Source organism: uncultured Sphaerotilus sp. (assembly GCF_963924895.1).
Classification (GTDB): Bacteria; Pseudomonadota; Gammaproteobacteria; order Burkholderiales; family Burkholderiaceae_C; genus Sphaerotilus.
Map to the genome: position 1 here is coordinate 25048 of NZ_CAWURG010000014.1, position 26453 is coordinate 51500.

The window sequence follows — 26453 nt, forward strand, 5'->3', positions numbered from 1 at the left end:
TCCGCTAGACTGTGAGTAAATAATTCACATCAGACGGTACGGCGATGAGGACGACAACACGGGGAGGGTGGAGCCGCGCGCGGATGGCCGTGGCGCTGCTACTGGGGCTGGCAGCTTGCACCGCCTGGGCCGATGCCCGGCGGGTGGCCTTGCTGGTCGGCGTGTCGGCCTACCAGCGGCCGGAGATACCCACGCTGGATGGCCCCGTCCACGACGTGGCCGCGATGCGCGAGGTGCTGATCCGGCGCTGGGGTTTCCGCGCCGAGGACATCCGCACGTTGCCCGACCGGCAGGCCACCCGCGACAACATCTTGGCCGAGCTGACCGCGCTGGCGCAGCGCAGCGGGCCGGGCGACGAGGTGATGGTCTACTTTTCGGGGCATGGCACCAGCGCGCTGGACCTAGGTGCCGCAACGCTGCGTGTGCCGGTGCCGCATGGCTCGGGGGCGTTCATGGCCCACGACTTCGACCCGAACCAGCCGACGCGGGGCCTGATCGTCGGGCGCACCGACCTGGTTCCCCGCATCGAGGCGCTGGAGCAGGGCGGGCGGCGACTGTGGGTGGTGATGGACACCTGCTACTCCGGGCAGGCGGTGCGGCAGGTGGTGCCGACGCGGGCCGACCCTGACGCTTGGGCTGAGCGCACCTTCACGATCAGCCGGCCTGACATCGCCGCCCGGATGGCGCAGCAAGCCCCCGGAGGCGCCGCACCGCCGCCGTACCCGTACCGCGCCACCGCCTTTCTGTCCGCTGCGGGCGAGGGCGAAACCGCCAAGGACGTGAGCAGCGTCAAGCTGCGCCAGTGGCCGACGCTGGACGGCAAGCCGCACGGGGCGCTGACGGACGCGCTGCTGCGGGTGCTGGACGGGCGCATTCCCGGTGATCTGAATGGCGACGGGTGGCTGGACCTGAACGAGGTGCACCGGTCGGTGGGCGATTTCATGGCGCAGCGTCCCTACGGGCATACGCCGCAGCGCCTGCCATCGGTGGCGGAGGACACGCTGGCGCTGGGTAGCCGGCCGGTGTTGTCGGTCAAGGGCGTCGCAGCTCGGCCGGTGGACGCGCCGCCGACGCCGCTGACGGTGCGCACCGAGGATCTGCCCGGCCCGCTGGTCAGGCGCTTGCAGGGGTTGCCGGACGTGAAGCTGCTGCCTGCGGGCGGCACGGGGGCGGATCTGGAGATTGTGCAGGCGGGGGATCTGGTCGATGTGGTCGATGCGTCGGGGGACCGGCTGGTGCGGATGCAGCCGGTGGACGCGGATCGGCTGGTGGAACTGGTGCGGGGGCGGGCTTGGGCGCGGCGGGTCAAGGCGCTGGCGGAGCGGCATCGGCGGGCGGTGTTGCCGGTGGACCTCCAGGCGGATTCGTTTGGTGGCAATTTGGAGGTCGGTCAATCGCTGGGTTTCAGCGTCCGGCCTGACCGTGAGGCATTTCTGCTGATGGTCAATGTCAACGCGATGGGTGAGGCCAAGCTGATGTATCCGACGCGCGATTTCGAGCGCAATCGCGTGCCTAGCGGGCAATCCATGCAGATTCCTTCTGCTTCGAGCCGGGTGACTGTCCAGCTCCCGGAAGGCAAGGACATTCAGTTCATTTTCGGTTTCGACCAGGAGCCGAGTCTGGAATTGCTCCGGCCGGACACCTTGGATCAACTTGTCCAGCAGCGTGCTGGAAAATTCAGCTTCGGGCATTCGGAGTATCGGACATGGGCCAAGAAAACACGGTGAACCGCATGGGGTCGAACACGCACCGTGGGCGTCGTGGCACAGCATGGTGGGCGGGCTGCGTGGCGGCTGTCTGCATCCTTGTCTGTGGCAGCGCCCAAGCGGAGCGCAGGGTTGCGCTGGTCATTGGCAATGCGGATTACACGCAGCAGAAAGACCGACTGCGCAACCCGCTCAATGACGCGCGGGACATGTACGCCAAGCTGCAGACCATCGGTTTTGACAAGGCAGACATCGTGTACCGGGAGAACCTAACGCAGCGCAACATTGACCAGGCACTGGTGGAATTCGAGAAGAAGCTGGGTGGGGACACTGTGGCGCTGGTCTATTACGCCGGGCATGGAATGGCGGTGAATGGCAAGAACTATCTGCCAGCGGTCGATGCCGACATCCAGACTGAATCGCAAGTTGCACGGCAGTCCATCTCGGTCAGCGAGTTGATGGACTTGCTGGAGCGGGGGCGGTCGCGCGTGAACCTGATGTTTCTGGATGCGTGCCGGGACAACCCGTTCGGGCGCGGGTTTCGCAGCGCATCCCGCGGGATGACCAAGGAAAGTCCCCCGGAAGGTACTTGGGTGGCGTACTCCACCAAGTACGGTGAGGTGGCCGACGATGGCCCTGGGCGCAACGGACTCTTCACGGAACGTCTGTTGGCGCACATCGGAACGCCCGGGGTGTCGGTTGATCAGATGTTCCGGCTCGTTGCGAACGATGTCGTGGACAGAACTCGCAACAGTCCGAAGCGGCAGCGACCTTGGCCGGAGGGCTGGCTGTCGAGTGAGTTTTATCTGGTACCGGGTGCGGTTGTGCCATCGCCCCGATCGATCGAGCCTGTTGTTCCCGTGGTGGCTCAAACTGGCCAGATCATCAAGGACTGTGCCGACTGCCCCGAACTGGTCTTGTTGCCCAAGGGCAGCTTCGTGATGGGTTCGCCCGACAGCGAGCCGGAGCGGGGCAAGGACGAAGGCCCGCAGCGCACGGTGAAGATCGACTACAGGCTGGCAGTGGGCCGCTACGAGATCACGCAAGGGCAGTGGAAGGCGGTGATGGGCAGCAACCCGAGCAACTTCTCCGCGTGTGGCGACACCTGCCCGGTGGAGAACGTGAGCTGGGATATGGCGCAGGAGTACCTGAAGAAACTGAATGCGAAGTCGGGCCAGCAATACCGGCTGCTGAGCGAGGCGGAATGGGAATACGCGGCCCGAGCGGGCACGAAGACGCCTTTCCACACAGGCAAGACGATCACGCCGCAGCAGGCGAACTTTGACGGTAACTACACATACAACGGGAGCGCCAAGGGTGTGTACCGAGAGAAAACGACGAAGGTGGGGAGCTTCGATGCCAATGCCTTCGGCTTGTACGACATGCACGGCAACGCCTGGGAATGGGTCGAAGACGTGTGGCATGACAACTACACAGGGGCGCCTACTGATGGGAGCGCATGGAAGGTTGGCGGAGACTCGGCGCGCCGTGTTTTGCGGGGCGGTTCCTGGAACCTCAACCCGTGGCTCCTGCGCTCGGCCATCCGCTTCGGGGGCACTCCGGGCGGCCGGATCAGCAGCACCGGCTTCCGTATCGCCAGGACCTTTTCCCTTTAGCCCTTTTACCTTTTTACCCTTTGAGAACAGCATGAGGCATCAAGGTGAGCGGGGTCGAAAGGTCTGCTGACTGCCGAAGCCCCCTCCCGGCCTCCCCCGCTGGGGGAGGAGGAAAACCGGGCTGTGGTGTATGGGCAGTCGTTCGCTTCCACTGTCTGGCTCCCTCCCCCCAGCGGGGGGAGGGCTGGGGAGGGGGGATCTCGTGCAGCGCCCTGATGTTCGAATAGGAAATGACCATGACTCACCCGAAAAACCGAATATTGAGGCGGCGATCGGGTCTGCTGGCACTGGCCCTGCTGACCGCCGCATTCAGCGCATCGGCACTCGACAGCCTCGCCTCGACCGACCTGCTCACCCTGCGCCGCGACATCCAGCGCCTGCCCCCTTCCGACATCGCCCCTCGCGACAAAGTCCGCTTGAAAACCGTAGCCAACCAACTCCTCGCCGCCGAGACCGCCCTGGCGCGCCAGTCCGCCGCCATGACGCCGCGCGAGCGGGCGATGGCCGAAGCGCAATTGCTCGCCGCCAGTGACAGCCTCCAGACCGCGGTGGCCGAGCAGGGCCGCAGCGCCTTGGCCCTGTTCGGCGCCGAGCAGAGCGCCCAGGACGCCAGCGCCTCCGCCCTGCGCAGGGGCGGCCCGGTGCGCCGACCCGTCGAGGTGCAGGTCACGTCCACCCGCCCCGGCAGCGTCGCCCCGCCGATGGACGTGTACGCCCTGCCGCTCATCTACATCACCCGTGGCCCGCCGGCCAGCATGTCCGACGCCAAGCTGCGCCACCTGCTCGACGTTGGCCGCTTCACCCAGCAAACCTCGCCGTCGACCGACCGGCTGGAAACCCACGGTGACTACGCGCTGTGGATCGCGCCGCCGAACCGGATCGACGCGCTGCTGCCCCTCGTGCGCCAACGGGCGCTGACGAACTACCGCCGCGTCAGCGCCGGCCCGTCCGAGCCGATCACGCTGGTGCTGAGCGAGGACGACCAAGTGCGCCTGCCTCCTGCACCTGACGCAGTGACACCGGCGCCCAACGCCACCTCCGGGAGCACGCGATGAAATGGGATGAACTCACCAAGCTGCTCGGCGCAGCCGCGGCGGCCGTGACGGCGATGTTCGCGCTGTTCAACTCGGTCCTGTCCGACTGGGTGCCGCCCACCGAGGCGATGGGCACGCCGGCCGTCACCGGGATCGCGTCCTTCGTGTCGCTGGTGGTGCTGCTGGTGCTGGTCCTGGTGATGCGCCGGCGGCTGACGCTGGCGCACCGGCGGCAGATCGCGGCGGCGGCCGGTGCCGCGGCCCTCGCGGGGCTGGCGGTGGCGTTTGTCTACTACGGCGACTTGGACGAGCACGTCTTCGTCTGGCCGCCCGCCGCCAGCGCCCAGCCCGAAGAGGGCGACCCGAGGCGCCACATCCGCGGCGAGTTCAACGAGATGGGCCAGCAGGCGAGCCGCGATGTCGGCCTGACGGCGGCCATCCGCGAAGCCGGCGGGCTGCACAAGGCCATGGACGACCAGACCCTGTGGGACGAGGCCTCGCGCAAGCAGGTGGAGCGGCGGCTGGTGCTGCTGTACGTCGTGATGACGAGCCTGCTGTCGGGGGCGGTGTTCGGGCTGGCGCTGGCGGTGATGTTTGCCTCGCCAACGTCGGCGGCGGCGGGTGGGTCCTCGCAGTCGCGAGGATGACGGAGTGAGTGGGGTTCAATACCCGCTCGGCCCGCCCGGCATCTGCAGCCCGACTCCACCCAGCCCGCTGCGCGGCTCCAGGCTCAGCCGCAGGTAGATCGACCCGCTGCTCTGCGTGTACTGCGCGGCGCGCTCCAGCCCGAGCCGGGTGCCGATGTCCAGGTGCCGGGTGAGCTGGTATTCCATCGCGCCGCCCAGGTTCAGCACCAGCCCCGAGTCGGTGCGCGAGGCATAGACCGCCGAGGGCACGCGCTGCTGCGCGGCCAGGCTCTCCAGCGAGGCCTGCGCCGCGCCGTCGGTCGGGAAGTAGGGCGCGGCGTCCTCGCGGTAGGCCTGCAGACCGGCGGAACCTTGCAGCCCCCAGCTCAGCCGGCCGCTGCGGCCCAGCCAGTTCACCGGCACGGTCAGCGCCAGCAGGTGCTGCGGGCTGAAGTAGCCGCCGTGGCCCCAGGTGTAGCCGCTCAGGTTGCGCCGGTAGTGCTGGTAGCCGAGGTTCATGCCGATCCCGACCTGCGAGTCGTCGAGGCGCTGGGCCTGCCAGAAGCTGCCGGCGCCGAATTCGAAACGGCTGTTGCTGGCGACCTGCTGGCCCGTCATGGCGTGCAGTCCGCCATAGCCGTAGACGCCGGCATCGGCCTGCTCCCAGGCCACCTGCGTCCGCACGCCGGTGGTGCGCACGCCGCCCCAGACGCGGCCGGTGCGGGCGTCGGTCGTGCCGGCGAAGGACAGCAGGCTGTCGGTGACGGCGCGCCGCGAGGCGTCCACCGTCAGCGTCAGGCCCTGCGCGAACTCGTCGATGTAGCGCAGTCCGCCCACGACATCCACCACCGCGAAGCCGACCGGCGTGGCGCCGACATCGACGGTCAGCTTGCGTGTCTTCAGCGCGACGGCCACGCCGACGCCTGCATCATTCTGCGAGGGGGCGACGGCCACGCCGGTGGCATCCAGCCCCAGCGTGCCGCTGCGCGAGCGGGATCCCTGGCTGACCTGTCCCGCGCTGGCGACGACCGGGATCACCTTGATGCTGAGCTGCCCGACGTCCTCGATGGTCTTGCGGCCCTCGATCGGTGTCTGCACCAGATCGAGCCGGCCGAGGCCGGCGTCGCCACTGCGCGCCTGGAGCGTGCCGGCGACTTCGAGGCTGGTGCGGCCCCGCTCGACCTGCACCTCGGAGAGTTCGTCGCCCAGGGTCTTGACCCGCTTCGGCGGGCTGGCGGGCCGTCCGCTTGCTGCCGGTGCCTGGGCCTGCGCCACCGTGGTGGCCATCTGCGTCTGCATCTGCATCGGCGCTGCAGCCGCGGCCACCGGCGCCGGCTCGCGCCAGCGCAGCGAGCGGCTGACCGCGCTGTCCACGCCCGGCCGGGCCGTCGGCACACCGGCGCCCGTGGGCGGCAGCTGGTCCAGATTGGCGAGCGCGAGCGGGGTGTTCTGCGAGTAGCCGGACGGGGGTACCAGCGCCGGCACCCCACCGGCCAGCAGCGTGCGCGAGCGCCCGTCCGCCGCGTGGGCCGCGAAGGGATTGCCGGCGACGCGGGTCTGTCCCCACTGCGTCGGCCGGGGCTGCTCGGCGGCCATGGCGGCGCGCAGGTACTCGGCCGCCTTGCTGAACTGGCCCATCGCACGGTGGTGGCGGGCGTACTGGGCGAGCACGGCGGGGCTGTTGGGCGCGAGCCGGCCGGCCTCCTGCAAGGCCATCACGGCGGAATCGGAATCCTTCTGGGCATCGGCGGCGCCGGCCAGGCCGAGCCAGGCGTCCAGCGTGTCCGGCTGCTTCTGCAGCACGGCTTCGAAGAGCGCGCGGGCCTGGTCGTTGTCGCCACCGGCGGTGTAGAGGCGTGCGAGCGCCATCTGCAGGCGCGGCTCCTGCGGGCGGTCCTGCAGCACCGGGGCGAGCGCCTCGTAGGCGTTGTAGAGGTCGCCGCCGTCGCGCAGCTGATCGGCCTGGCGCAGCGCCAGCGCGATGCGCAGGTCGTCGAAATCGCGCCGCTGGCCGGCGGTGAGCGGCTGCGCGGCGAGCTGGCGCAGCACGCCGGCGAGTTCCGCGTCCTGCCGGGTCTGCAGCAGCAGCGCGGCATGGCGCAGGCGCAAGCCCGCGCCCGCCTGCGGCTGGGCGGCGAGTGTCGCGCGGATGAGCTGGCCGGCGCGGGCCTCGTCGCCCAGGTCCAGCCGGGCGCCGGCCACGGCGCCGACCATGTCGGGGTCCTGACCCGCCGCCGCTTCGGCCTCGACCAGCATGGCCTCGGCCTGCCAGCGCTGACCGGCGCGGGCCTGGGCCACGGCATCGGCCGCCTGCGCCTGCACGGCGAGGCGGCGCTGGAGCCGGCCCATCTCGGTCGTGCGCGCGCGGGCCGGCACCTGCTCCAGGCTGCGCAGCGCGCCGGACCAGTCCTTCAGCTCGGTCTGCAGCAGCGCGCGGGCCTGCAGCGCTTCGCCCGGATGCGCGGCCGGGATGACGAAGGCGTCGATCTGCGAGCGTGCCGCGTCGGTCCGGTTCTGGCGCATCAGCAGCTGGCCGAGCGACAGGCGTACCCACGGCGATCCCGGTGCCAGCGCCACGGCTTGCTCCAGCAGCGCCTGCGCCCCAGCGAGATCCCCGCGCTGCTGCGCCAGATCGGCCTGCAGGCGCATCTGGCCGGCCTTGAGTCCGGTCTCGCCGCCGAGGCCCGCGAGCACGTCGGCGTCCATGCGCTGCAGCAGCGTGCGCTGCGGCTCGGTCCGGCCCGAGGCGCCGAGCACCTGGTACAGCCCGGCGTTGGCGCGCGGGTGGCGGGCGTCGGCGCGCAGCGCTTCGCGGTAGGCGGCGTCGGCGCCGAGGAACTGGCCCTGCTCGGCCAGCAGTTCACCGAGCAGCACCTGGCCTTCCGGCTCCTTCGGATCGGTCTCGACGGCGCCCTTGGCGAGGCGGGTGGCGCGGTCGAGGTCGCCGACCTGTCGCGCGGCCTGGCCATCGTGCACCGCCTGCCAGTGCATGGCCGAGCGGTAGACGGGTTTCCAGCGCGTGCCGTTGGTCGCGGCGCTGGCGCGGTCCAGCAGTTCACCGGCCTCGGCGAACCGGTCCTCGCGCATGCGGACGATGCCGAGGCCGGCCAGCGCGTCGGTCTCGTCCGGGCGCTGGCGCAGCACGGATTCGAAGCGTTCGGTGGCCGTCTTCAGGTCGCCGCTGTCGATGGCGGCGAAGCCCTGGCGGACGGCGGGCAAGGGGGCGGCCACCGCTGTGCGCGGGGCTGCGGCTGCGGTCGTCCGGCGTGGGGCCGCGGCGCCCGCATCGGTGGTCGTGCTGGCCGTCGCCCGCGCCTTGCCCGGCTTGCCCAGCTCGGCCAGCTTGGTGTTCAGCTCCGCGTCGTCACCGGCACCGGCGAGGTACTGGCGGAACAGGGGGGCGTCCGGGCCGCGGGCGTCCAGCCACACCAGCGCCTGGCGCCAGGCGGCGCGGGCGTCCTTGCGGACCTGCGGCGGCGCGTCGGCTTGGGTGGACAGGGCGGCCAGACGCTGGATCGCGTCGCGGCGCGTCGGTTCGCGGTAGCTCAGGTGCTTGGCGTGGGCCAGCGCGGGGCCGGGCTGGCCGGGGGCCGACTGGCTGAGGCGCTCCAGACCGCGGCGGGCCTCGTCCCAGCCTTCGCGGGTGCCGCCCAGCGTCTGGTAGTACTCGACCGCAAGCTCATCGCCCGGGGGCTGGGCGCCGAGCGCCTGCTTGTAGGTGCGGGCCGCGGCCTCGGTCTGGCCGGCCTGTGCGTACTGGCGGGCGGTGGCGATCAGCGACTGGTTGGAGGTCTGGGACTGGACCTGCGTGGACAGTGCGGCCAGGCCCGGATGGCGCGGGCTCACCTGGCGCAGCCGGTTCAGGTAAGAGCCGCCTTCGTCGAAGCGGCCGGCTTCGACACTCTGCGCGGCGAGGCCGTAGAGCGCGTCCGGCTGCCGCGGATCGACACCGAGCAGCTTCTGCCAGGTCTGCCCGGCCAGATCGGCCCGGCCGCGCTGCTGCCAGTGGCGGGCCTGCTCGACGAGCTGCTGCACGGTGGTGGCGCGCGCGCTGTCCGAGGCAGCAGCCGGCGTGGCGGGCGTGGCCGGGACCGAGGCCGCGGGCGCCGCTGCCGTGGCGGCCTGCACGGCGGAGGTGGCCAGGCCAGTCACCAGGCCCAGGCATGCCAGAGCCACCCGGGTCGGCGTCGGGCGCAGGAAGGAAGGAGCGGAGGACGGAGTGGACGGATGCGTCATGGGGTCTGGCAGCGGAGAGTCGAAGTAGAGGGGGCGCGCTGCAGCCGACCGTGGCGGTCGCAGCGCCAGCGCTGCTGCAGCCAGCCGGCGCTGAAGAGCGCGAGGGCGTGGTCGTAGTAGCGCAGTCGGGTGGTCGGGCTGGCGCAGACCGTGGCGAGTCGTTCGGCCAGTTGCTGCGCGCCGGTGCAGTCGCCCAGCGCGACCAGGTAGGGCTGCAGCGCGGCGATGAAACCGGGCGGGGCGGTGCCGCGGGCGATGGCGGACGGCTCGGCGCGGGTGGTGGCGCGCGTGGCAAAGCGCTCGGGCAGCGGCAGGGTGCGGGTGTGGCGCTGCATGCCGGAGAGGCCCTGCAGCAGCGCCGGGCGCAGCGGATCGTCGACGGGGGCGACGCCGGCCCAGAGGTAGCAGCGGATCGCGTCGTAGCTGCCGGTGTCGCCCTGCTGCGTGTCAGCGACCCAGTGGCCCCGCAGCGGCGCGGTGTGCTCCACGGTCCAGGTCGCCCAGTCGGGGGCGAGGCCGTTGGGCGCGATGGCCGGCAAGGTGCGCGCGGACTGTTCCGCCAGCACGGTCCAGGGTCCGCCCGGATCGGCGCTGGCCAGTCCGCGCAGCAGGTGCAGCGGCGCATAGCTCGGGTTGAAGCGCCAGTGCAGGCGGTCTTCGCTGACAAAGCCCTGCGGCCCCGGCAGCAGCATGGTGCCCAGGCCCGGCACGTGGACCACCTCCTCGGCCCGGATGCGCGCCAGCAGCGCGCGGCCGTCAGTGGCCAGCGCGGGGGCGTTCCACAGGCGGGCGGCCTCGATCAGGGTCCAGGCGAGCCAGAGGTCGGCGTCGCTGGCGGCGTTGGTGTCGAGCACGCCCCAGCGGCCATCGCGCTGGCGGCCCCATTGCCAGGCGGGCAGGCGCGCGGCCAGGTCACCGCCGCAGAGGTTCTGGCGGGTCCAGTGCAACAGGGCGTCGAAGCGCGGGCGGTCGTCGGCCACGAGTGCAAAGAACAGCCCGTAGGCCTGGCCCTCCGAGGTGCTGACGCGGGCCTCGGTGTCGGGGTCGAGCACCCGGCCGTCCGGCTGCACGAAGCTGCTGACGAAGCCGGCCCAGAGTGCGTCGAAGTCGTCACAGGCGAGCCGGCGCGCGGCCGCTGGCGCCGGCGGCTTGGCGGGCGGTGCGGCGCAGGCCGTGCTGGCGAGCGCACCCGCCCCGCCAGCGAGGGCGCCCATCCGCAGCAGCAGTCGCCTGCGCTGCGGACTGGTCAGCGGCTCAGGTCGAAGCCCCGGCATGGCGGCGCAGCGCATGGCGCTGGAGCAGGACATAAATCACCGCGGACAGCACCAGGATCGCCAGCATCAGCACCGCCCACAGCAGCACCGGGCGGTCCGACAGCTTCCAGCGGATCCAGCTCAGCCAGGGCAGGTCGCCGCTGGCGTAGGTCGGGTCGGCGCTGTAGGCGGTGACACGGCCGGATTCCTCGAACAGCGTGACGTGGCCGTGGATCTGCGACAGGCGGCTGCCGTCGAGCAGGGCGTCGGTGATGAAGGACAGGGCGGCCGGGGTGGTCGCCATCAGGCCGACCACGCTGCGGTTGGCGGCCAGCGGCGACTCGAAGCCCACCAGCGCGGCCTGCGGGTCGGTGCCGCGGAAGGCGAGGGACTCCAGCGCCGGGAGTTCGTCGCGCTGCCAGATCTCGCCGACCCAGTGCAGCCAGCCCGGCAGGGCGAGGTCGGTGGGCACCAGGCTCCGGGCGGTGCGCGGCTGGCTGGCCGGTGCGGCTGCCGCTGCACGCACGGCGGCGAGGTCGCGGAAGGGCATCTCGGCCGCCCAGTCGGCGAACAGGCGCTGGTTGCCGGCGCTGCCGATGACGATCAGGTCGCGGCCGGCCACCTGCGCGACGTGGCGTGCATGCACCACCTGGACCAGCCGCGCGGACAGGCCGGTGGCCTCGCCGGCCCGGCCCATCAGCGTGAGGTAGGCGTCGAGGTCTTCGTGCGAAGGCTGGTCGGGCAGGACCACCGCGGTCTCGGCCAGATCCGCCAGCCGGGTGTAGGGATGGGTGGTGTTGGCGAAGGCGGCCAGGTCCGGCATGGGCAGGAAGTGGGGTGCGCCGGAGAAGTCGATGGTCGATGCGCCATCGATCACGCTGCGCGGCCGGTCGAGCGCCGCGTCGGTGCGGCTCGCGAGCGCACATTCGACGGCCTCGCTGCCGACGCTGTGCTCCAGCGTCAGGCCGAGGTGGGTGTAGGACTGCGTGCCGAGTGTCGCCACCGGGATGCGCAGGTTGCGGCGCGCGGCCTGGGTCAGCGCCTCGTCGCGCTCGCCGCGGACGCTGCGCTGCAGGTTGTCGAGCCAGCGGCCGGTGGTGCCGGGGTCGAGCAGCTCTTCCAGCCGGGTCACGCCGTTGAAGCGCACCCGCACCGTGGCGCCCTGGTCGTCGGGCCGCGCCTCGTAGCGCGTGCGCAGGTCCAGCTGCACCTTGCGGTCGCGCCAGGCAAACAGATCGGGTGGCAGGCGCATCGGCACGTCCACGTCGAGCGGCCGTGCGTCGCGTGCACTCAGCGAGGCGGCGGGGACCAGCTCGTCCAGCCGCACGGGGCGGTGGGTCGGGGTCCAGTTGGGGGCGTCCCAGGCCTGGCGTGGGGCGGCCTCGGTGAGCCGGTCGATCAGTGCCGTGCTGCCTTGGCCGGGCAGCTGGCCGCGCACCAGCGCGTCGGCGGCGCGGCGCAGCTCCTCGCCATCGCGGCCGAGCAGGTAGAGCACCTTGCGCTGGGGCTGGTCCGGGTGGGTGGCCATCGTCACGGTGGCGCCGGCCATCGGCGGCAGCACCACGCCGGGGGGCGCGTCTTCCGGCGTGGCCAGCACGATCGCGTTGCCGGCGGGCAGGCGGTCACGCGCCTGGATGCGCACGCCGCGGTAGGCCGAGAGCGCGCCGAACCAGGAGGCGACATTGCCGGCGGCCTGCAGCGTGGCGGCGCTGGCGCGCGGCGAGAACACCAGCGTCAGCTCGTTGCGGCGCGGGTCGCGCGGATCGAAGAAGGGGGCGGGCAGCAGCGAGAGGTCGTCGGCCAGCGGCAGCGGCGCCATCACCAGGTTCAGCGACGAAGTCGGGCTGATCTGTGCCCACAGGCCGGCGCCCTCCGGATTGCTGCACTCCACCGGCTCGGCGAGTTGCAGTGTCAGCTCGTTGCGGTCGAGCACCAGGCGCGGGTCGATCGGCACCGTGTGGCGGATGCTGGCCTTGCCGCTGGCGTTGGGCGCATCCAGGCGGGTCACGACCTCGCCGTTCAGCCGGACTTCCAGCGCCCCGGCGCGTCCCGCCAGCATGGGCGACTGCACCACCTCGAGCAGGAGCACCGCGGACGAGACCACCTCGTCCGCCCGCAGCGCGAACGGCAGGCGCTGGCTCGGGTGGCCCCGCTTGAGCGTGACCGCCTCGCGCTGCCCCATCTGCGAGAAGGGCACCACCAGATCCCGGCCCGGGCTGGCGGCCAGCGAGCCGCTCAGGCCCATGCCGAGCGCGAGCAGCGTGCGCAGGGCCTGGCGGGCCAGCCGGCGGACCGGCGTGGCCGGCGTCGTGTGGTCGTTCCTCTTCGTCATCCCCTGCGATCCTTGTGGTGTCATGCGCGGATCGAAGCCGGCCGGCGGGGCTGGGCCGCCTGTTTCGATTTCCAGCCGAAGACCTTGGCACAGCCGCGCACACCCAGGCCGATGATCTGGCGCATCGCGTGGGCCGGCCGGTCCGGCGCGTGGCGTGCGGCGTGGTCGATCCAGGCGTCGGCGCGCGCGAAGGTGATTTCCACCAGGTCCATCTGCTGCTGCAGCGTCATCGGGTCGAAGCGCAGGCCGTGGTGCTCGCCCTGGCGGAACACGATCAGCGCCGAGAACAGCGCGGCGTGGTCGCCGCGCAGCAGCGCCAGCGTGACGGGCGTCTGTTCTTCCAGCATCACGCCGGGCGGCAGGCGCACGCGCAGGCCGCCTTCGGAGAAGTCCTCGGTCTCGACGTGCCAGACGCGGCCGTCAGCCGTCTCCATGCGGGCCGGGATGCCGAACTGCACCCGGTGCGACTTGCGTACCTGGCGGGTTTCCGACGCGGCCGCGGCTGCCGCCCCGAGGATCACCAGGTTGTAGAGCGTCCACAGCATGTTCAGCAGCACCGTGTCCAGCTCGTGCGTGTTCCACCAGAACAGCCGCGCAATGCCCACCACGAAGCCGATCAGGTTCAGCGACAGCAGCACCACGTACGGCCGCGCAATGCCCCAGTCGAAGAAGTCGCGCTCGATGTAGCCGCCCTTGGCGGTGACGTTGAAGCTGCCGGCCTTCGGGTCGATCAGCGCCAGCATGGTCGGGCGGAAGATGTACCAGGCCAGCACGGCTTCATACACCTCGGCCCAGAAGGAGTGCCGGAACTTGCCCTGCGTGCGCGAGTTGACGATGTTGGCGTGCACCAGATGGGGCAGGGCCATCGCGGCGATCATCACCGCCGAGGCGTGGATGACGTGGGCGGCGAAGAACAGGTAGGCCAGCGGCGCGGTCAGGAACACCAGCCGGGGCAGGCCGTAGAAGAAGTGCAGCATCGCGTTCGAGTAGCACAGCCGCTGCGCCCAGGTCAGGCCCTTGCCCCACAGCGGGCAGTCGGTGCGGAAGATCTGCGCCATGCCACGCGCCCAGCGGATGCGCTGGCCGACGTGGGCGGACAGGCTTTCCGTCGCCAGCCCCGCGGCCTGCGGGATGCCGATGTAGGCGGTGTTCCAGCCCTTGCGGTGCAGCTTCAGCGCGGTGTGGGCGTCCTCCGTCACGGTCTCCACCGCCACGCCGCCCACCTCCATCAGCATGTCCCGCCGCAGCACCGCGCACGAGCCGCAGAAGAAGGTGGCGTTCCAGAAGTCGTTGCCGTCCTGCACCAGCCCGTAGAACAGCTCGCCCTCGTTGGGCACGTTGCCGAAGGTGTCGAGGTTGCGCTCGAAGGGGTCGGGCGAGAAGAAGTGGTGCGGCGTCTGCAGCATCGCCAGCTTGGGATCCTTGTAGAACCAGCCCAGCGTCATCTGCAGGAAGGAGCGTGTCGGGATGTGGTCGCAGTCGAAGATGGCGATGTATTCACCATCGGTGTGCGAGAGCGCGGCGTTGATGTTGCCGGCCTTGGCGTGGCGGTTGTCGCTGCGGATCACCCACTCGATGCCGACCTCCTCGGCGAAGTCGCGAAACTCCTCGCGCCGGCCGTCGTCGAGCAGGTGGATGCGCAGCTTGTCGAGCGGCCAGTCCATCGCCATCGCGGCCAGCACGGTCGGCTTCACCACCTTCAGCGGCTCGTTGTAGGTGGGGATGAAGATGTCGACCGTCGGCCAGTCTTCCACCGGCATGGTCAGCGCCACGGGGCGGCGCTCCAGCGGCCAGATGGTCTGGAAGAAGCCCAGCACCAGCACCAGCCAGGCGTAGATCTCGGCGGCGATCAGGCCGCTGCCGAAGAACAGGTCCAAGCCGTTGTCCATCCGCAGCGTCTCGGTCAGGCGCCAGTAGAGGTAGCGGCTGGAGACCGTCAGCGAGATGAAGGTCAGCAGCAGGGTCACGAAGCGGCCCGGCCGGCGATTCAGCAGCACCGCGCAGAAGAAGCACAACACGCCGAAGATCACCTGCTCCCACAGGTCGAGCGGCACCGAGATGACGGTGAGCATCAGCAGCGCGCCGCTGAGCAGCATCGCGAGTTGCAGCGCCCGGTATTCCCAGGTGTCCCAGTGCCAGCCCGCGGTGCGGCGGGCGCCGATCGGAGCGATCAGCGGACCGGACGGCGTTGGCGGGCGGGGGGGCGTGGAGAGATCCGGCAGTGCGGCCATGGCGTGGAGTCAAGTCGTACGGGCAGACAGGCCCTGCCATCGGCACGCTGCAGCGAGCGGTGCCGGTGTCAGGGGACAGTTCGGATCAGCGGTCCGTTGAACCGGGGTTGCGGGTCGCCAGGCGACCGAACAACTGGTCCAGCCGGGCTGGCTGGACCGACGAATGGCCGGTGGCCAGCGGCGCGCGGGTCATGGCACCGCTCTCGCGCCCGTCGGCTGGCGCGGGCGCCGTCGGACTGGCCAGCCGGCTCAGGATGGACGTCAGCGAGGACGACCCGGCCGGCGAGCCCTGCACCACGCGCAGCACGGGTGGTGTGGCGGTCACCGCCGTCGGTGTCGGTGTCTGGAGGGCTGGTGCTGCTGCCTCGGCGGGCCGCACCATCGCCGCCCGCCGCACGGCCGCCCGCGACGCGTTGTACTGGGCCAGGTCCTGGTAGATGCCGGCGTCGTGGCCCAGCGTTCTCAGCAGGTTGTTGATGTCGTCACCGTTGGTCATGTGGAAGGCTCTTGCTGCGACAGGACAACTGGACCCCGAGGCGCCGATCAGGCGGCCAGGGCAAAAACGTACAGAGGTTCGACGCTGGTGGTGTCGGTGGCGAGTTGCTGGACCCGCAGGCGGTCTCCCGCGCCCGCCGCCCGGAGCCAGTGCTCGTAGGCGCCTTCCAGGACGGCCGGGGACCATTGCCGGCTGGCCGCACCGAATGCGGCTTCGATCGGCGCGCAATGGTGGATGATCTTCAGGGCATCATTGGTATCGTTCAGTTCCACCCAGCCCCAGTTCATGCCCGACCACACGCTGTTCATGGCCTCTTCCAGATCGGGCAGCAATTCCGTGGCCGGCAGTGGTGCGTTGCGGGCCATCGAAGTGCCCAGGCGCCGCATGAGGGCGCGGGCCTGATCCGGCTCGATCCGGCTGCTCAGTTCCTGCGCCAGTGCGCCCAGAAAGGGGCGCCATTGCGGCGAGCACCGGTAACGCAGGTGGTAGTCGTGGTCGGATAGCGGGCGGTTCATCGGCTATAAATCTGAAAAAACCGTTTAAATTTAACAAAATTGTGCAAAATTACACTAATTCCGGGGATGGTACCATGTTGAATATTGAGGTATTGCAATGTTTTTCATTCCGTCACAGATTGTGGTGAAGTCTGAATGAAGGGTGAACGAAAGTGTTTTTTGCACTCCCTCTTCTGGGGGGTCTGAGACACCCGTTCGCGGACTGTTCGCGGCGCTACCATCGACCCAACGCGTACGTGCTGGCCCGTGGAGTGTTCGATGAAGGTGCTGCTGATCGATGACCATCCGCTGATCCTGTCGGCGATGCAGAGCGTGATCCTGGGCCTGGGCGCCAATGTGGAGGCCATCGGCGTGGAGACGGCCGCCGAATGCCGCGAACTGCTGCGCCGTGACTCCGATTTCGATCTGGTGCTGCTCGACCTGCATCTGGATGACGCCAGCGGTTTCGACGTGCTGGGCGAATTGCGCATGGGCTATCCGGCCCTGCCGGTCGTGGTGGTCTCGGCGTCCGACCGGGCGGGCGACATGATCCGGGCCATCGACTGCGGCGCAATGGGTTTCGTGCCCAAGCGGGCCAGCAACGAGCTGCTGTTCGAGGCCCTGCACCTGGTGATGTCCGGGGGCATCTACGTGCCGCCGATGACGCTCAACCTGGGTGACACGACCCTGCCCATGGCCTTGTCGAACGGCCTGTCCAGCACGGGGGTGGGGGCCTTGATGGCGGGTGGGCTGGGGGGCTGCCTCGGCGACGACCGGCCATCGTCCGAACACCGCCGTGTCGATGCGCGGCGCCTGGCCAGCGAGGCCGCCGAGCGCGACGCGATGCTCGAACGCCTGGGCCTCACGCCGCGGCAGCGCGAGGTGCTGGCGCTGCTGCTGGACGGCAAGTCGAACAAGATCATCGCGCGCGACCTCGCCATCTCGGTCGAGACGGTCAAGGACCATGTGGCCGCCGTCCTGCGCACGCTCGGGGTCAACTCGCGCACGCAGGCGGTGGCGGTGGTCAGCCGGATGCCGCTGTCCTCGGGCCTTGCGGCGGCGCCCCGTGATGCGTCCCTGCGCTGAGCCGGTGGTGCCGGCGCCACCGCCAGCCCTGCCGGACCATGTCCGCAACCTCTACGACCAGCTCCCTGCCAGCCTGCTCGGACAGGGTGTCGCGGCGGGCCTGATCGCCTTGCTGTTCCTGTTGGCGCCGAACGCACTGCGGCTCAATGCCCTGTCCGGCTGGCTGCTGCTGGCTGCACTGGTCTGGGCGTGGCGCTGGCGCCTGCACCGCGCCCATGTCGCCCAGCCCGAGCCGCCGCTGACCGACTGGCCGATGTGGCAGCGCCGCTGGGCCTGGTCGACCCTGTCCGGCTCGGGCGTGTGGGCGCTGGCCATGCTCTGGCTCTACCCGCTGGGCAATGACCTGCAGCGCGCCGCGCTGCTGGCGCTGCTGGCCTGCCTGGCCATCGGCTCGGCGGCGGGCGGGCATCTGGTGACGCTGATCGGCATCGGGTTCATGGCGGCGGCAACGGTCTGGCAGCTGTTTGTCCTGCCCGCAGCGGGCGTGCCCACCCTGCCGCCGCCGCCCTGGGCGGGTGCGCTGGCGGTGACTGGCGTGGTCCTCGGCGTCGCGCTGGCGGGGCACCACCAGCGCAAGCATTTTCTCCAGCTGCTCTCGTTCAAGCGCGGCTCCGAGCTGCTGGCCGCGCAGCTGGCCGCCGAGAAGGACATCGCGGAGGAGGCCCGCCTCGAAGCCGAGGCCGCGACCCGCGCGCGCACGCAGTTCTTCATCGCCGCCAGCCATGACCTGCGCCAGCCGCTGCACGCGCTGGTGCTGTTCACCGAGTCGCTGCGCCTGCGCAACAAGGACGCGGTGCTGGAGGCGACCATCGCCAGCATCGGCGAGTCGGTCGATGCGCTGGAGGCGCTGTTCGACAAGCTGCTGGACCTGACCAGCATCGACAGCGGCGCCATCGTGGTGGAGCCGAAGCTGTTCCACATGCGCGAGCTGTATGCGCGGCTGAAGCTGCACTTCGAGCCGCAGGCCTTCGACAAGGGGCTGGGGCTCGACTTTGTCGGCGGACGGCACGCGGTGCGGGCCGATCCGCTGCTGGTGGAACGCATCCTGCGCAATCTGGTGTCCAACGCCATCCGCTACACCGAGGACGGCGGCGTGCTGGTGAGCTGCCGTCCGCGTTCCGGGCGCCTGCTGATCCAGGTCTGGGACACGGGGCTCGGCATCGACGAGCGCCTGCTGCCGAGCGTCTTCGACGAGTTCTACCAGGTCAGCGCGTCGCGCAGTCCCGACCTGTCGCCGCGCAAGGGCCTCGGCCTCGGGCTGGCGATCGGGCGGAGACTGGCCGCGCTGCTCGAGGCGCCGCTGACGGTGCGCTCGCGGCTGGGGCATGGCACGGTGTTCAATCTGCTGCTGCCGCTGAGCAGCGCCGCGCAGCCCGGCGAACTGGCAGAGCTGGCGGCCGCACCGCTGGCGGCCGCGCCGGCCTGGACCGGCCCGACGCTGGCGGGGCGGCACGTGGTGCTGGTCGGCGCCGATCTGGAGACCGGCCCGGACGGCCCCGGCGCCATGCTGCGGGCCTGGGGCGCGCAGGTCAGCGCCTTCTGCAATGCGACCCAGGTGCTCGACTGGTCCACCAGCCAGGGCCGTCTGCCGGATCTGGTGCTGATCGGGCGCACGCCGGCGCAGGAGCGTGGCGGGGTCGATCTCGTCAAGGCGCTGCGGCAGGTCTTTGGCGCGGCACTGCCCGCCGTGCTGCTGAGTGACGGGGAGGGCGACGGCGCCACCGCCACGGCCACCGAGCCCGGTGTCCACCTGCTGGCCCGGCCGGTGGCGCCCAACCGGCTGCGGGCGATGGTGAGTTTCAAGCTCTCGACCCGTACAATCTCGCACCCCGACCTGTAGCTCATGTAGGCAAAAATCACCATGTCGATGCACGACCGAGACGGAAAGATCTGGATGGACGGACAACTGGTGGACTGGCGCGACGCCAAGATCCACGTCCTGTCCCACACGCTGCACTACGGCTGCGGCGCGTTCGAAGGCGTGCGCGCCTACAAGACGCCGGACGGCACGGCGATCTTCCGCCTGCGCGAGCACACCGAGCGCCTGTTCAACTCGGCCAAGATCCTGCGCATGAAGATCCCCTACTCCTTCGAGGAGGTGATGGAGGCGCAGAAGACGGTCGTGCGCGAGAACGCGCTCGAGAGCTGCTACCTGCGTCCGCTGACCTGGATCGGCTCGGAAAAGCTCGGCGTCAGCCCGAAAGGCAACACCGTCCACCTGATGGTCGCTGCCTGGCCGTGGGGTGCGTACCTCGGTGAAGAAGGTCTGAAGCGCGGCATCCGCGTCAAGATCAGCAGCTACACCCGCCACCACGTCAACATCACGATGACGCAGGCCAAGGCGGTGAGCAACTACACCAACTCGATCCTGGCCAACATGGAAGCGACCGAGGACGGCTACGACGAGGCCATGCTGCTCGATGCGTCCGGCTTCGTCTCGGAAGGCGCGGGCGAGAACCTGTTCGTCATCAAGAACGGCGTCGTCTACACCCCGGACCTGTCGGCGGGCGCCCTCAACGGCATCACGCGGAACACGATCTTCTCGATCTGCGCCGACCTGGGCCTGAAGGTGGTGGAAAAGCGCATCACCCGCGACGAGGTCTACATCTGCGACGAGGCCTTCTTCACCGGCACCGCCGCGGAAGTCACCCCCATCCGCGAACTCGACCGGATCGAACTCGGCTGTGGCTCGCGCGGCCCGATCACCGAGAAGATCCAGGCGGCCTTCTTCGACATCGTCGGCGGCCTCAATCCCAAGTACGCCGAGTGGCTGACCCCGGTCTGAGCCGGACAGCATCGATCAGGAGCATCAAGACATGAGTGACACCAAAGCCGCAGCCGTCGTGGAAGTGCTCGCCTCGGACCTGCAAGGGCCGGGCGTCGTGTTCTGCCCGAACCCGAAGCAGGAACTCTGGAGCAACCACCCCAAGGTCTACATCGACCTGAGCCACAGCGGCGAAGGCAAGTGCGCCTACTGCGGCACCGTCTACCGCCTGAAGGCCGGCGAGACCTTCCACGCCCACCACTGAGCCGGCCCACCTGCCCGACATGAACCGGTCGCTGATCATCGCGCCGCAGTGGATCGGCGACGCGGTGATGAGCCAGCCGCTGGTCGCCGCGCTGGCGGCCCGCGGCGAGGTGCTGAGCGTGGCCGCGCTGCCCTGGGTGTCGCCGGTCTACCGGGCGATGCCGGAGGTGGCCGAGGTGATCGACCTGCCCTTCGCGCACGGCCGTCTCGACTGGAAGGCCCGGCGCGCGCTGGGCCACCGCTGGCGGGGCCGCTTCGACCACGCCTACGTCCTGCCCAACTCGCTCAAGTCGGCGCTGCTGCCGTGGTTCGCGCGGATTCCGCACCGCGTCGGCTACCACGGCGAGGGGCGTTACCTGCTGCTCAACGACCGCCGATCGGCTCCGACGGTAGAACGCCCGCCGATGGTGGCGTTCTACCGCGCGCTGGCGGGTGAGGGTGCGGCGGCGACCTCGACCGCGAACGCCGCCAACAATCCGGTGATGCACCTGCCGGCCGAGCGGGTTGCGGCTGTCTTGCAGACCCACGGCCTGCAGGCCGGTGCCTACTGGGTGCTGGCCCCCGGCGCGGAGTACGGCCCCGCCAAGTGCTGGCCCGCGGCGCACTACGCCGATCTGGCCCGCACGCTGCACGCGGACAGCGGTCAGCCGGTTGTCCTGCTCGGCTCGGGCAAGGAAGCGGCGCTGGCCGAAGACATTGCCCGCCAGGCCGGCGCCGGCTGCCTCGTGCTGGCCGGCAAGACCTCGCTCGACGCCGCGATGGCGCTGATCGCAGGCGCCCGCGGGTTGGTCAGCAACGACTCCGGCCTGATGCACGTCGGCGCGGCCTTCGGTCTGCCGCAGGTCGCCGTCTTCGGCTCGACCAGCCCCGAACACACCCCGCCGCTGAACGCCCGCGCCGAGGTGATCTGGCTGAAGGAAGAACTGAAGCTGGACTGCGCGCCGTGCTTCGAGCGGGTCTGCCCGCTCGGCCACACGCGTTGCCTCGCCGAGGTCGCGCCCGAGCGGGTCCGCCGGGCGCTGTGGGCGCGGGTCGAGACGGCTGCCGCTGCGCCTCAGAGTTCCAGCTGACCCACCGAGACCACCGGCCCGGTCGGCGCGCCAGTCGGTGAGCCACCCGTCGGCTCGACGCTGACGGCGAAGGCGGCCGTGCCCTGCAGCAGGTGCTCGCGCAGCACGGTGGTGGCGCCCTGGTTCGACACCAGCCCCAGCGAGCGCGGCGCGCCCTTCGGCGGCACGGCCCACAGCTCCAGCGCCTGCGCGGCCGTCACCGTCACACCCGCCAGCGGCTTGAGCACCAGACTGCGGCCATCGGCGCCGACGCTGGCGACAAAACTCGCCGGCCCCTGGTCGGTGCCCATCACCACGACGACCGGCGGCTGCACCGGGCCGGGCAGCGTCAGTGCCACGGCCAAGGCCAGCGTGGCCAGGCTCGTCGCCCCGGCCAGTCCCTGCCACAGGCCCAGATGCTGCCACCAGCGGGTCAGGCTCTGCTGCGCCACGGCCAGCGTGGACACCGGGGTGGTCTCGTTGAACAGGCGCTGCTCGATGCTCTGCCACACCTTGGGCGAGGGCATCACTGGCGGGACGCTCTCGGTCAGGGGCATCAGCCGGTCCTGCCAGCGCCAGACGGCATCCCGCAGCCGTGGATGCGCCGGCAACAGGGTCTCGAAACGGCGGCGCGCGCCTCCGCGCAGGGTGCCCAGCACGTATTCGGCGGCCAGGCGATCGCTCAGTTCATGGCGGCTGTAGTCCATGGCTCAGCCTCGCGGTCCGGTGATGGTGGCGATGGCCGGGCCGGTGTCACCACCGAATCCGGCACGTTCCAGGCAGCTGCGCAGCGCCAGCAGGCCGCGGCGCACCCAGCTCTTCACGCTGCCCAGCGGCTGCGTCATCTGTTCGGCGACCTCGGCGTGCGACAGGCCCTGGTAGAAGGCCAGCGCCAGGCTCTGCTTCTGGTCGGCGCTCAGGGCGTCCATGCAGACCCGCACGGCACGGGCTTCGACGGCGTTGCTGAACAGCGTCTGGGGATCGGGGTCATCGGAGACAAAATCCTGCAACATGTCGTGGTCTTCCTCATCCTCCCTCCCTGGGCGGTGGGTGCTGACGGTCTCCGGTTCGGTCTGGCGCCGGCGCAGGCTGTCGATGGCGCGGTTGCGCGCCACGCTCGATAGCCAGGTCAGCGCCTGGGCGCGGCTGGCATCAAAGCTCGATGCACTGCGCCAGACGTTCACGTAGACCTCCTGGAGGAGATCTTCGGCGAGATCTCTCTGACGTTGAATACGCAGGATCACCCCGAGCAGATGCGCGCTGGTGCGCTGGTAGAGCGTGGAAAATGCATTTCGGTCACCCAGACCTGTTCTGGCGAGGAGATCTGCCAATTCCTGCGCACGTTCTGGGGAAGTTGCCGCCATTCGCTGGTCCTCGATGAAGTCGGCGGATTCTAGAGGCCACACGCTCGCCATGGTGGCTGCGTAGAATCCGGCCCACCATGCCGATGCAACGCGACTTTGTTCTCACCCTTTCGTGCCCCGATGCCAAGGGCATCGTCCACGCCGTCTCCGGTCTGCTCTACCAGGCGGGCTGCAACATCATCGACTCGCAGCAGTTCGGCGATGTCCTCGGCGAGGACGCGACCGGGCTGTTCTTCATGCGCGTCCACTTCGACGCACCCGAACACCTGGGCGACGCGGCCACGCTGGACCGCCTCTTCAGCCACACCCGCCAGCAGTTCGGCATGACCGCGCAGGTCCGCAGCCTGGCGCGCAAGCCGCGCCTGATGCTGATGGTCAGCAAGCACGGCCACTGCCTCAACGACCTGCTGTTCCGCTGGAAGAGCGGGCAGCTCGCGGTAGACATCCCCGCCATCGTCTCGAACCATCCCGACTTTGCCGAATTGGCCGCCAGCTACGGCATTGCCTTCCACCACCTGCCGCTGCCCACCGGCAGCAGCGCGGCCGCCAAGCGCGAGCAGGAGCAGCAGATCGAGGCGCTCTTCACCCGCGAGGAGATCGACCTCGTGGTGCTGGCGCGCTACATGCAGATCCTCAGCCCCGAGTTCTGTGCCTTCCTGCAGGGCCGCGCGATCAATATCCACCACAGCTTCCTGCCGAGCTTCAAGGGTGCGAAGCCTTATTACCAGGCGCACGAACGTGGCGTGAAGCTGATCGGTGCGACCGCGCACTACGTCACCGCCGACCTGGACGAAGGTCCGATCATCGAGCAGGACGTCGAGCGCGTGGACCACACGCTCAGCCCCGAGGACTTCACTGCCGTCGGGCGCGATGTCGAATGCGTGGTGCTGGCGCGTGCCGTGCGCTGGCATGTCGAGCACCGCGTGCTGCTCAACGGCCGCAAGACGGTCGTTTTCCGATAACACCGCCGGCTCTGCCAGGATCTCCATGCCCCGCGTCAAACCCTTGCAGGCCGCCCTGATGGCCACCCCCGATGAGACCGAAGCCCAGTTCTACGAGGCCCTGCAGCACGCCGACCTCGAACGGGTGATGTCCGTCTGGTCCGATGACGAGGACATCGCCTGCATCCACCCGGGCGGGCCGCGGCTGGTCGGGGCGCAGGCGATCCGTTCGGCCTTCGAGAGCCTGTTTGCCAATGGCAGCGTCGACGCCCGCGTTTCGCAGGTGCGCCGCATCGTGGCCGGGGGTTTTGCCGTTCACCATGTGCTGGAAGAGATCCGCGTGGCCACGCCCGAAGGGCCGCAGCGGGCCTATGTGCTGGCCACCAACATCTTCGTGAAGACGCCCCAGGGCTGGCGCCTGATCGCCCACCATGCCAGCCCCGGCAGTCCGCGCCAGGTGCAGGAATTCAGCGACGAACCGTCGATGCTGCACTGAGTTGACGCTCGATCCCGCTCCTGTCTGGCTGCCCGGCGGTCAGGCGCAGACGGTCTGGCCGGCGCTGTTCTCGCGCAGCCATGACACCACCGCGCCCATCGCCTACCGCCGCGAGCGCCACACCACCCCCGACGCCGACTTCATCGACATCGACTGGCTGGATTCGGCCGGGCAGGGCGCGGGCCTGCTGGTGCTGTTCCACGGGCTGGAAGGCTCCTCGCGCAGCCACTACGCGCTGGCGTTTGCCGACTGGGCGCGCCGCCATGGCTGGCGCTACGCGGTGCCACATTTCCGTGGCTGCTCGGGCGAGCTGAACTTGGCGCCGCGCGCCTACCACTCGGGCGACCACGTCGAGATCGGCTGGATGCTGGACAGGATCCGCGCGTCGCATGGCGGCAGCGGCCCGGTCGTTGCGGTCGGCGTTTCGCTGGGCGGCAATGCGCTGCTGCGCTGGGCGCAGGAGTCGGGCGCGCAGGCGGACCGCGTGGTGCAGGCGGTGGCGTCGGTGTGTTCGCCGATCGATCTGGCCGCGGCTGGCCACGCGATCGGGCGCGGCCTGAACCGCCACCTCTACACGCCGATGTTCCTGCGCACCATGAAGCCCAAGGCGCTGGCCAAGCTCGCGCAGCATCCCGGCCTCTTCGACGCCGACCGGATGCGCCAGGCGCGCAACCTCTACGAGTTCGACAACCTCTTCACCGCGCCGCTGCACGGCTACCGCGACACCGAGGACTACTGGCGCCGTGCCTCTGCCAAGCCGCATCTGGCCGAGATCCGCATCCCCGCGCTGGTCATCAATGCGCGCAACGATCCCTTCGTTCCTGCCGAGAGCCTGCCGGGTGCCCATGAGGTTGGCCGCCACGTCACCTTGTGGCAACCCGACCATGGTGGCCATGTCGGGTTTGCGTCCGGGCCCCCGCCTGGGGATGTGCGTGGCTTGCCGCGGGCGGTGATGGGCTGGATGCAGGGTCAACTCGGATCCCGCTGGCCGGCGCCGCCGCGCTGAGGCAAGATCGGCCGCATGGATGACATCGTCAAGGCGGCCCTGAAGAAGTGGCCCAACGTGCCCGACTGCCGGGGCTGGCTCGCGCTCGATGCGCGGGGAGACTGGTACATGCGCGACGACCGCACGCAGGCGGCCGGGCCGTTTCCGCGCGTCAAGGGCAGCCGGATCCTGCACGACAAGCTGCGCGAATTCATTGGCCGCAACTACGAGGCTGATGCCGTGGGCTGCTGGTTTTTCCAGAATGGCCCGCAGAAGGTGTTTGTCGAGCTGGAGGCCGCGCCCTGGGTCTTCGGTGTCCAGTGGCTCGACGGCGCCTTCCAGGTCGAGACCCACACCGGCCGCCCGGTGCCCTCGGTGGACGCGGTGCTGGTCGACGAACACGGGCGCCTCTTCCTGCACACGCCGCTCGGCCTCGGGCTGGTCCGTTCTGCGGACATGGACACTGCGGCGGATGCGGTGGTCGGCGGCGTGTGGGTACCGCAGGAGGTGGCGTTCGCGGACTTGCCGGTGCGTTTCGGCTACGACCTGAGCCCGCAGCAGCACCGGTCTGCCTGAACGCGGGCATGAAAAAAGCCGGTCGGTGACCGGCTTCCTGGTGCATGTCCCATCCGGCGAACCGGGCGGGACTGCGGAATTACTTCGATGCAGCGTCGGCCGGGGCGGCGGGCGCCTTCGGCTCTTCGAACTTGGCGCCACCGGCGTTGGCCATGTAGACCACGGCACGGCCGATTTCCATGTCGCTGAAATCGCCGCCACCCTGGGCGCCCATGGCACCCTTGCCCTTGAGGGCCGAGGTCAGCAGGGCTTCGTAGCCTTGGCCGACACGCGGACCCCAGGCTGCGGCGTCACCGAACTTCGGCGCACCGGCCAGACCAGCGGTGTGGCAGGCTGCGCATTGGCCCTTGAACACTTCCTCGCCCGACTTCAGCGGGCCGCCTTCGAGCTTGATGTTCACCGCCCCTACGGGCTGGATGCGCGCGGCCGTGGCTTCGGCGCTCAGGGCATCGGCCCCCGCCCCTGCACGGCTGTCGCTGCCCACGTTCTTCACCAGCAGGACAATGGCTAAGATGGGCACAACAAAGGCAAAGATCACCGCCAGGATGAGTTGCTTGGGGGTCTTGATCGGGCTTTCGTGCTCGTCGTGGGCTTGGCTCATGGATTCCTCAGGGCTGTTGAACGCGGTGTGGGCACTGTTCGCGTGCAGGGCAGGCAGGGTGCGCAAAACCATCGAATTATAAGGGCCGGATGCAGTTGGCCCGTGTTGCGTGCATGCTGCGTTGCGATAACTGCTAGAATCGCATTCGCTGCGCCCGTAGCTCAATGGATAGAGTATTGGCCTCCGAAGCCAAGGGTTGCTGGTTCGATCCCAGCCGGGCGCACCACCCGATCCGTGAAACGCCAACCGCCACCGGTTGGCGTTTTCGCTTGTGGGGCGGTTTTTCCTGCGATGGATGCGATG

At 69.9% G+C, this 26453-nt stretch carries 22 protein-coding genes and 1 tRNA gene; 14 read left to right on the top strand and 9 right to left on the bottom strand.

All coding sequences use genetic code 11. The annotated features are described in order from the left end of the window. The first annotated feature begins 83 nt into the window (after positions 1-83). From AABN02_RS05415 to AABN02_RS05430, 4 genes are all read left to right on the top strand, one after another. Entirely contained in the window at positions 84-1727 is a 1644-nt protein-coding gene (locus tag AABN02_RS05415) for a caspase family protein (protein ID WP_338413895.1), read from the top strand. After that, entirely contained in the window at positions 1706-3322 is a 1617-nt protein-coding gene (locus AABN02_RS05420) for an SUMF1/EgtB/PvdO family nonheme iron enzyme (protein WP_338413896.1), read from the top strand. Before AABN02_RS05415 ends, AABN02_RS05420 begins: the two co-directional genes overlap by 22 nt. Positions 3323-3558: 236 nt before the next feature. Next, a complete protein-coding gene (locus tag AABN02_RS05425) occupies positions 3559-4377 on the top strand; it encodes a hypothetical protein (protein WP_338413897.1) in 819 nt (272 codons plus the stop codon). After that, on the top strand, positions 4374-5003 hold the full coding sequence (locus AABN02_RS05430) for a hypothetical protein (protein ID WP_338413898.1): 630 nt from the start codon (positions 4374-4376) through the stop codon (positions 5001-5003). Before AABN02_RS05425 ends, AABN02_RS05430 begins: the two co-directional genes overlap by 4 nt. Before the next feature lie 15 nt (positions 5004-5018). On the opposite strand, the gene AABN02_RS05435 is transcribed toward AABN02_RS05430, so the two are convergent. The 6 genes from AABN02_RS05435 to bcsD form a co-directional block, all read right to left on the bottom strand. Next, positions 5019-9218, bottom strand: coding sequence for a cellulose synthase subunit BcsC-related outer membrane protein (locus tag AABN02_RS05435; protein ID WP_338413899.1), 4200 nt, complete (start codon positions 9216-9218; stop codon positions 5019-5021). Beyond that, positions 9215-10507 carry a cellulose synthase complex periplasmic endoglucanase BcsZ gene (gene bcsZ, locus AABN02_RS05440; RefSeq protein ID WP_338413900.1) on the bottom strand — a complete coding sequence of 431 codons (1293 nt, stop codon included), beginning with the start codon at positions 10505-10507 and terminating at the stop codon, positions 9215-9217. Before bcsZ ends, AABN02_RS05435 begins: the two co-directional genes overlap by 4 nt. Continuing rightward, complete coding sequence (locus AABN02_RS05445; protein ID WP_338413901.1) at positions 10473-12803, bottom strand: cellulose biosynthesis cyclic di-GMP-binding regulatory protein BcsB; 2331 nt, start codon at positions 12801-12803, stop codon at positions 10473-10475. The genes bcsZ and AABN02_RS05445 overlap by 35 nt, the downstream gene beginning before the upstream one ends. A 20-nt stretch (positions 12804-12823) precedes the next feature. Then, a complete protein-coding gene (gene bcsA / locus AABN02_RS05450) occupies positions 12824-15034 on the bottom strand; it encodes a UDP-forming cellulose synthase catalytic subunit (protein WP_338413902.1) in 2211 nt (736 codons plus the stop codon). A gap of 85 nt (positions 15035-15119) precedes the next feature. Next, positions 15120-15530, bottom strand: a complete 411-nt coding sequence (gene bcsR / locus AABN02_RS05455; protein ID WP_338413903.1) for a BcsR/BcsP family cellulose biosynthesis protein — start codon at positions 15528-15530, stop codon at positions 15120-15122. Between the two features lie 47 nt (positions 15531-15577). After that, a complete protein-coding gene (bcsD, locus tag AABN02_RS05460; protein ID WP_338413904.1) occupies positions 15578-16045 on the bottom strand; it encodes a cellulose biosynthesis protein BcsD in 468 nt (155 codons plus the stop codon). 258 nt (positions 16046-16303) lie between these two features. Between bcsD and AABN02_RS05465 the strand changes: the two genes are divergently transcribed. Genes AABN02_RS05465 through waaF form a run of 5 tightly spaced genes read left to right on the top strand, consistent with a single transcriptional unit; the run spans position 16304 to position 21208 of the window. Next, positions 16304-17110, top strand: coding sequence for a response regulator transcription factor (locus AABN02_RS05465; protein ID WP_338413905.1), 807 nt, complete (start codon positions 16304-16306; stop codon positions 17108-17110). Further along, the gene (locus AABN02_RS05470; protein WP_338413906.1) at positions 17094-18950 is read left to right on the top strand and encodes an ATP-binding protein; all 1857 of its coding nucleotides are present in this window, start codon (positions 17094-17096) and stop codon (positions 18948-18950) included. The genes AABN02_RS05465 and AABN02_RS05470 overlap by 17 nt, the downstream gene beginning before the upstream one ends. A gap of 21 nt (positions 18951-18971) precedes the next feature. Further along, entirely contained in the window at positions 18972-19895 is a 924-nt protein-coding gene (locus AABN02_RS05475; protein WP_338413907.1) for a branched-chain amino acid transaminase, read from the top strand. Positions 19896-19926: 31 nt separating this feature from the next. After that, positions 19927-20139: a zinc-finger domain-containing protein gene (locus AABN02_RS05480; protein WP_338413908.1), complete on the top strand. Its 213-nt coding sequence runs from the start codon at positions 19927-19929 to the stop codon at positions 20137-20139. Between the two features lie 19 nt (positions 20140-20158). After that, positions 20159-21208, top strand: a complete 1050-nt coding sequence (gene waaF / locus AABN02_RS05485; protein ID WP_338413909.1) for a lipopolysaccharide heptosyltransferase II — start codon at positions 20159-20161, stop codon at positions 21206-21208. Here waaF and AABN02_RS05490 read toward each other — a convergent pair. After that, on the bottom strand, positions 21193-21894 hold the full coding sequence (locus AABN02_RS05490) for an anti-sigma factor (RefSeq protein WP_338413910.1): 702 nt from the start codon (positions 21892-21894) through the stop codon (positions 21193-21195). The two genes, waaF and AABN02_RS05490, sit on opposite strands and share 16 nt — an antisense overlap. A gap of 3 nt (positions 21895-21897) precedes the next feature. Then, positions 21898-22602: a sigma-70 family RNA polymerase sigma factor gene (locus AABN02_RS05495; protein WP_338413911.1), complete on the bottom strand. Its 705-nt coding sequence runs from the start codon at positions 22600-22602 to the stop codon at positions 21898-21900. A gap of 26 nt (positions 22603-22628) precedes the next feature. Here AABN02_RS05495 and purU point away from each other — a divergent pair, with 26 nt between their 5' ends. Genes purU through AABN02_RS05515 form a run of 4 tightly spaced genes read left to right on the top strand, consistent with a single transcriptional unit; the run spans position 22629 to position 25549 of the window. Then, a complete protein-coding gene (gene purU / locus AABN02_RS05500; RefSeq protein WP_338413912.1) occupies positions 22629-23513 on the top strand; it encodes a formyltetrahydrofolate deformylase in 885 nt (294 codons plus the stop codon). Positions 23514-23538: 25 nt separating this feature from the next. Then, positions 23539-23988 (top strand): nuclear transport factor 2 family protein, encoded by a 450-nt coding sequence (locus AABN02_RS05505; protein ID WP_338413913.1) that lies wholly within the window; start codon positions 23539-23541, stop codon positions 23986-23988. Between the two features lies 1 nt (position 23989). Continuing rightward, the gene (locus tag AABN02_RS05510; protein ID WP_338413914.1) at positions 23990-24994 is read left to right on the top strand and encodes an alpha/beta fold hydrolase; all 1005 of its coding nucleotides are present in this window, start codon (positions 23990-23992) and stop codon (positions 24992-24994) included. A gap of 15 nt (positions 24995-25009) precedes the next feature. After that, positions 25010-25549, top strand: a complete 540-nt coding sequence (locus AABN02_RS05515; RefSeq protein WP_338413915.1) for a DUF2946 family protein — start codon at positions 25010-25012, stop codon at positions 25547-25549. A 79-nt stretch (positions 25550-25628) separates the two neighbouring features. Here AABN02_RS05515 and AABN02_RS05520 read toward each other — a convergent pair whose 3' ends face one another. Then, the gene (locus AABN02_RS05520; RefSeq protein ID WP_338413916.1) at positions 25629-26150 is read right to left on the bottom strand and encodes a c-type cytochrome; all 522 of its coding nucleotides are present in this window, start codon (positions 26148-26150) and stop codon (positions 25629-25631) included. 150 nt (positions 26151-26300) lie between these two features. Here AABN02_RS05520 and AABN02_RS05525 point away from each other — a divergent pair. Further along, positions 26301-26376 (top strand) — tRNA-Arg (locus AABN02_RS05525). The last annotated feature ends 77 nt before the right edge of the window (positions 26377-26453 follow it).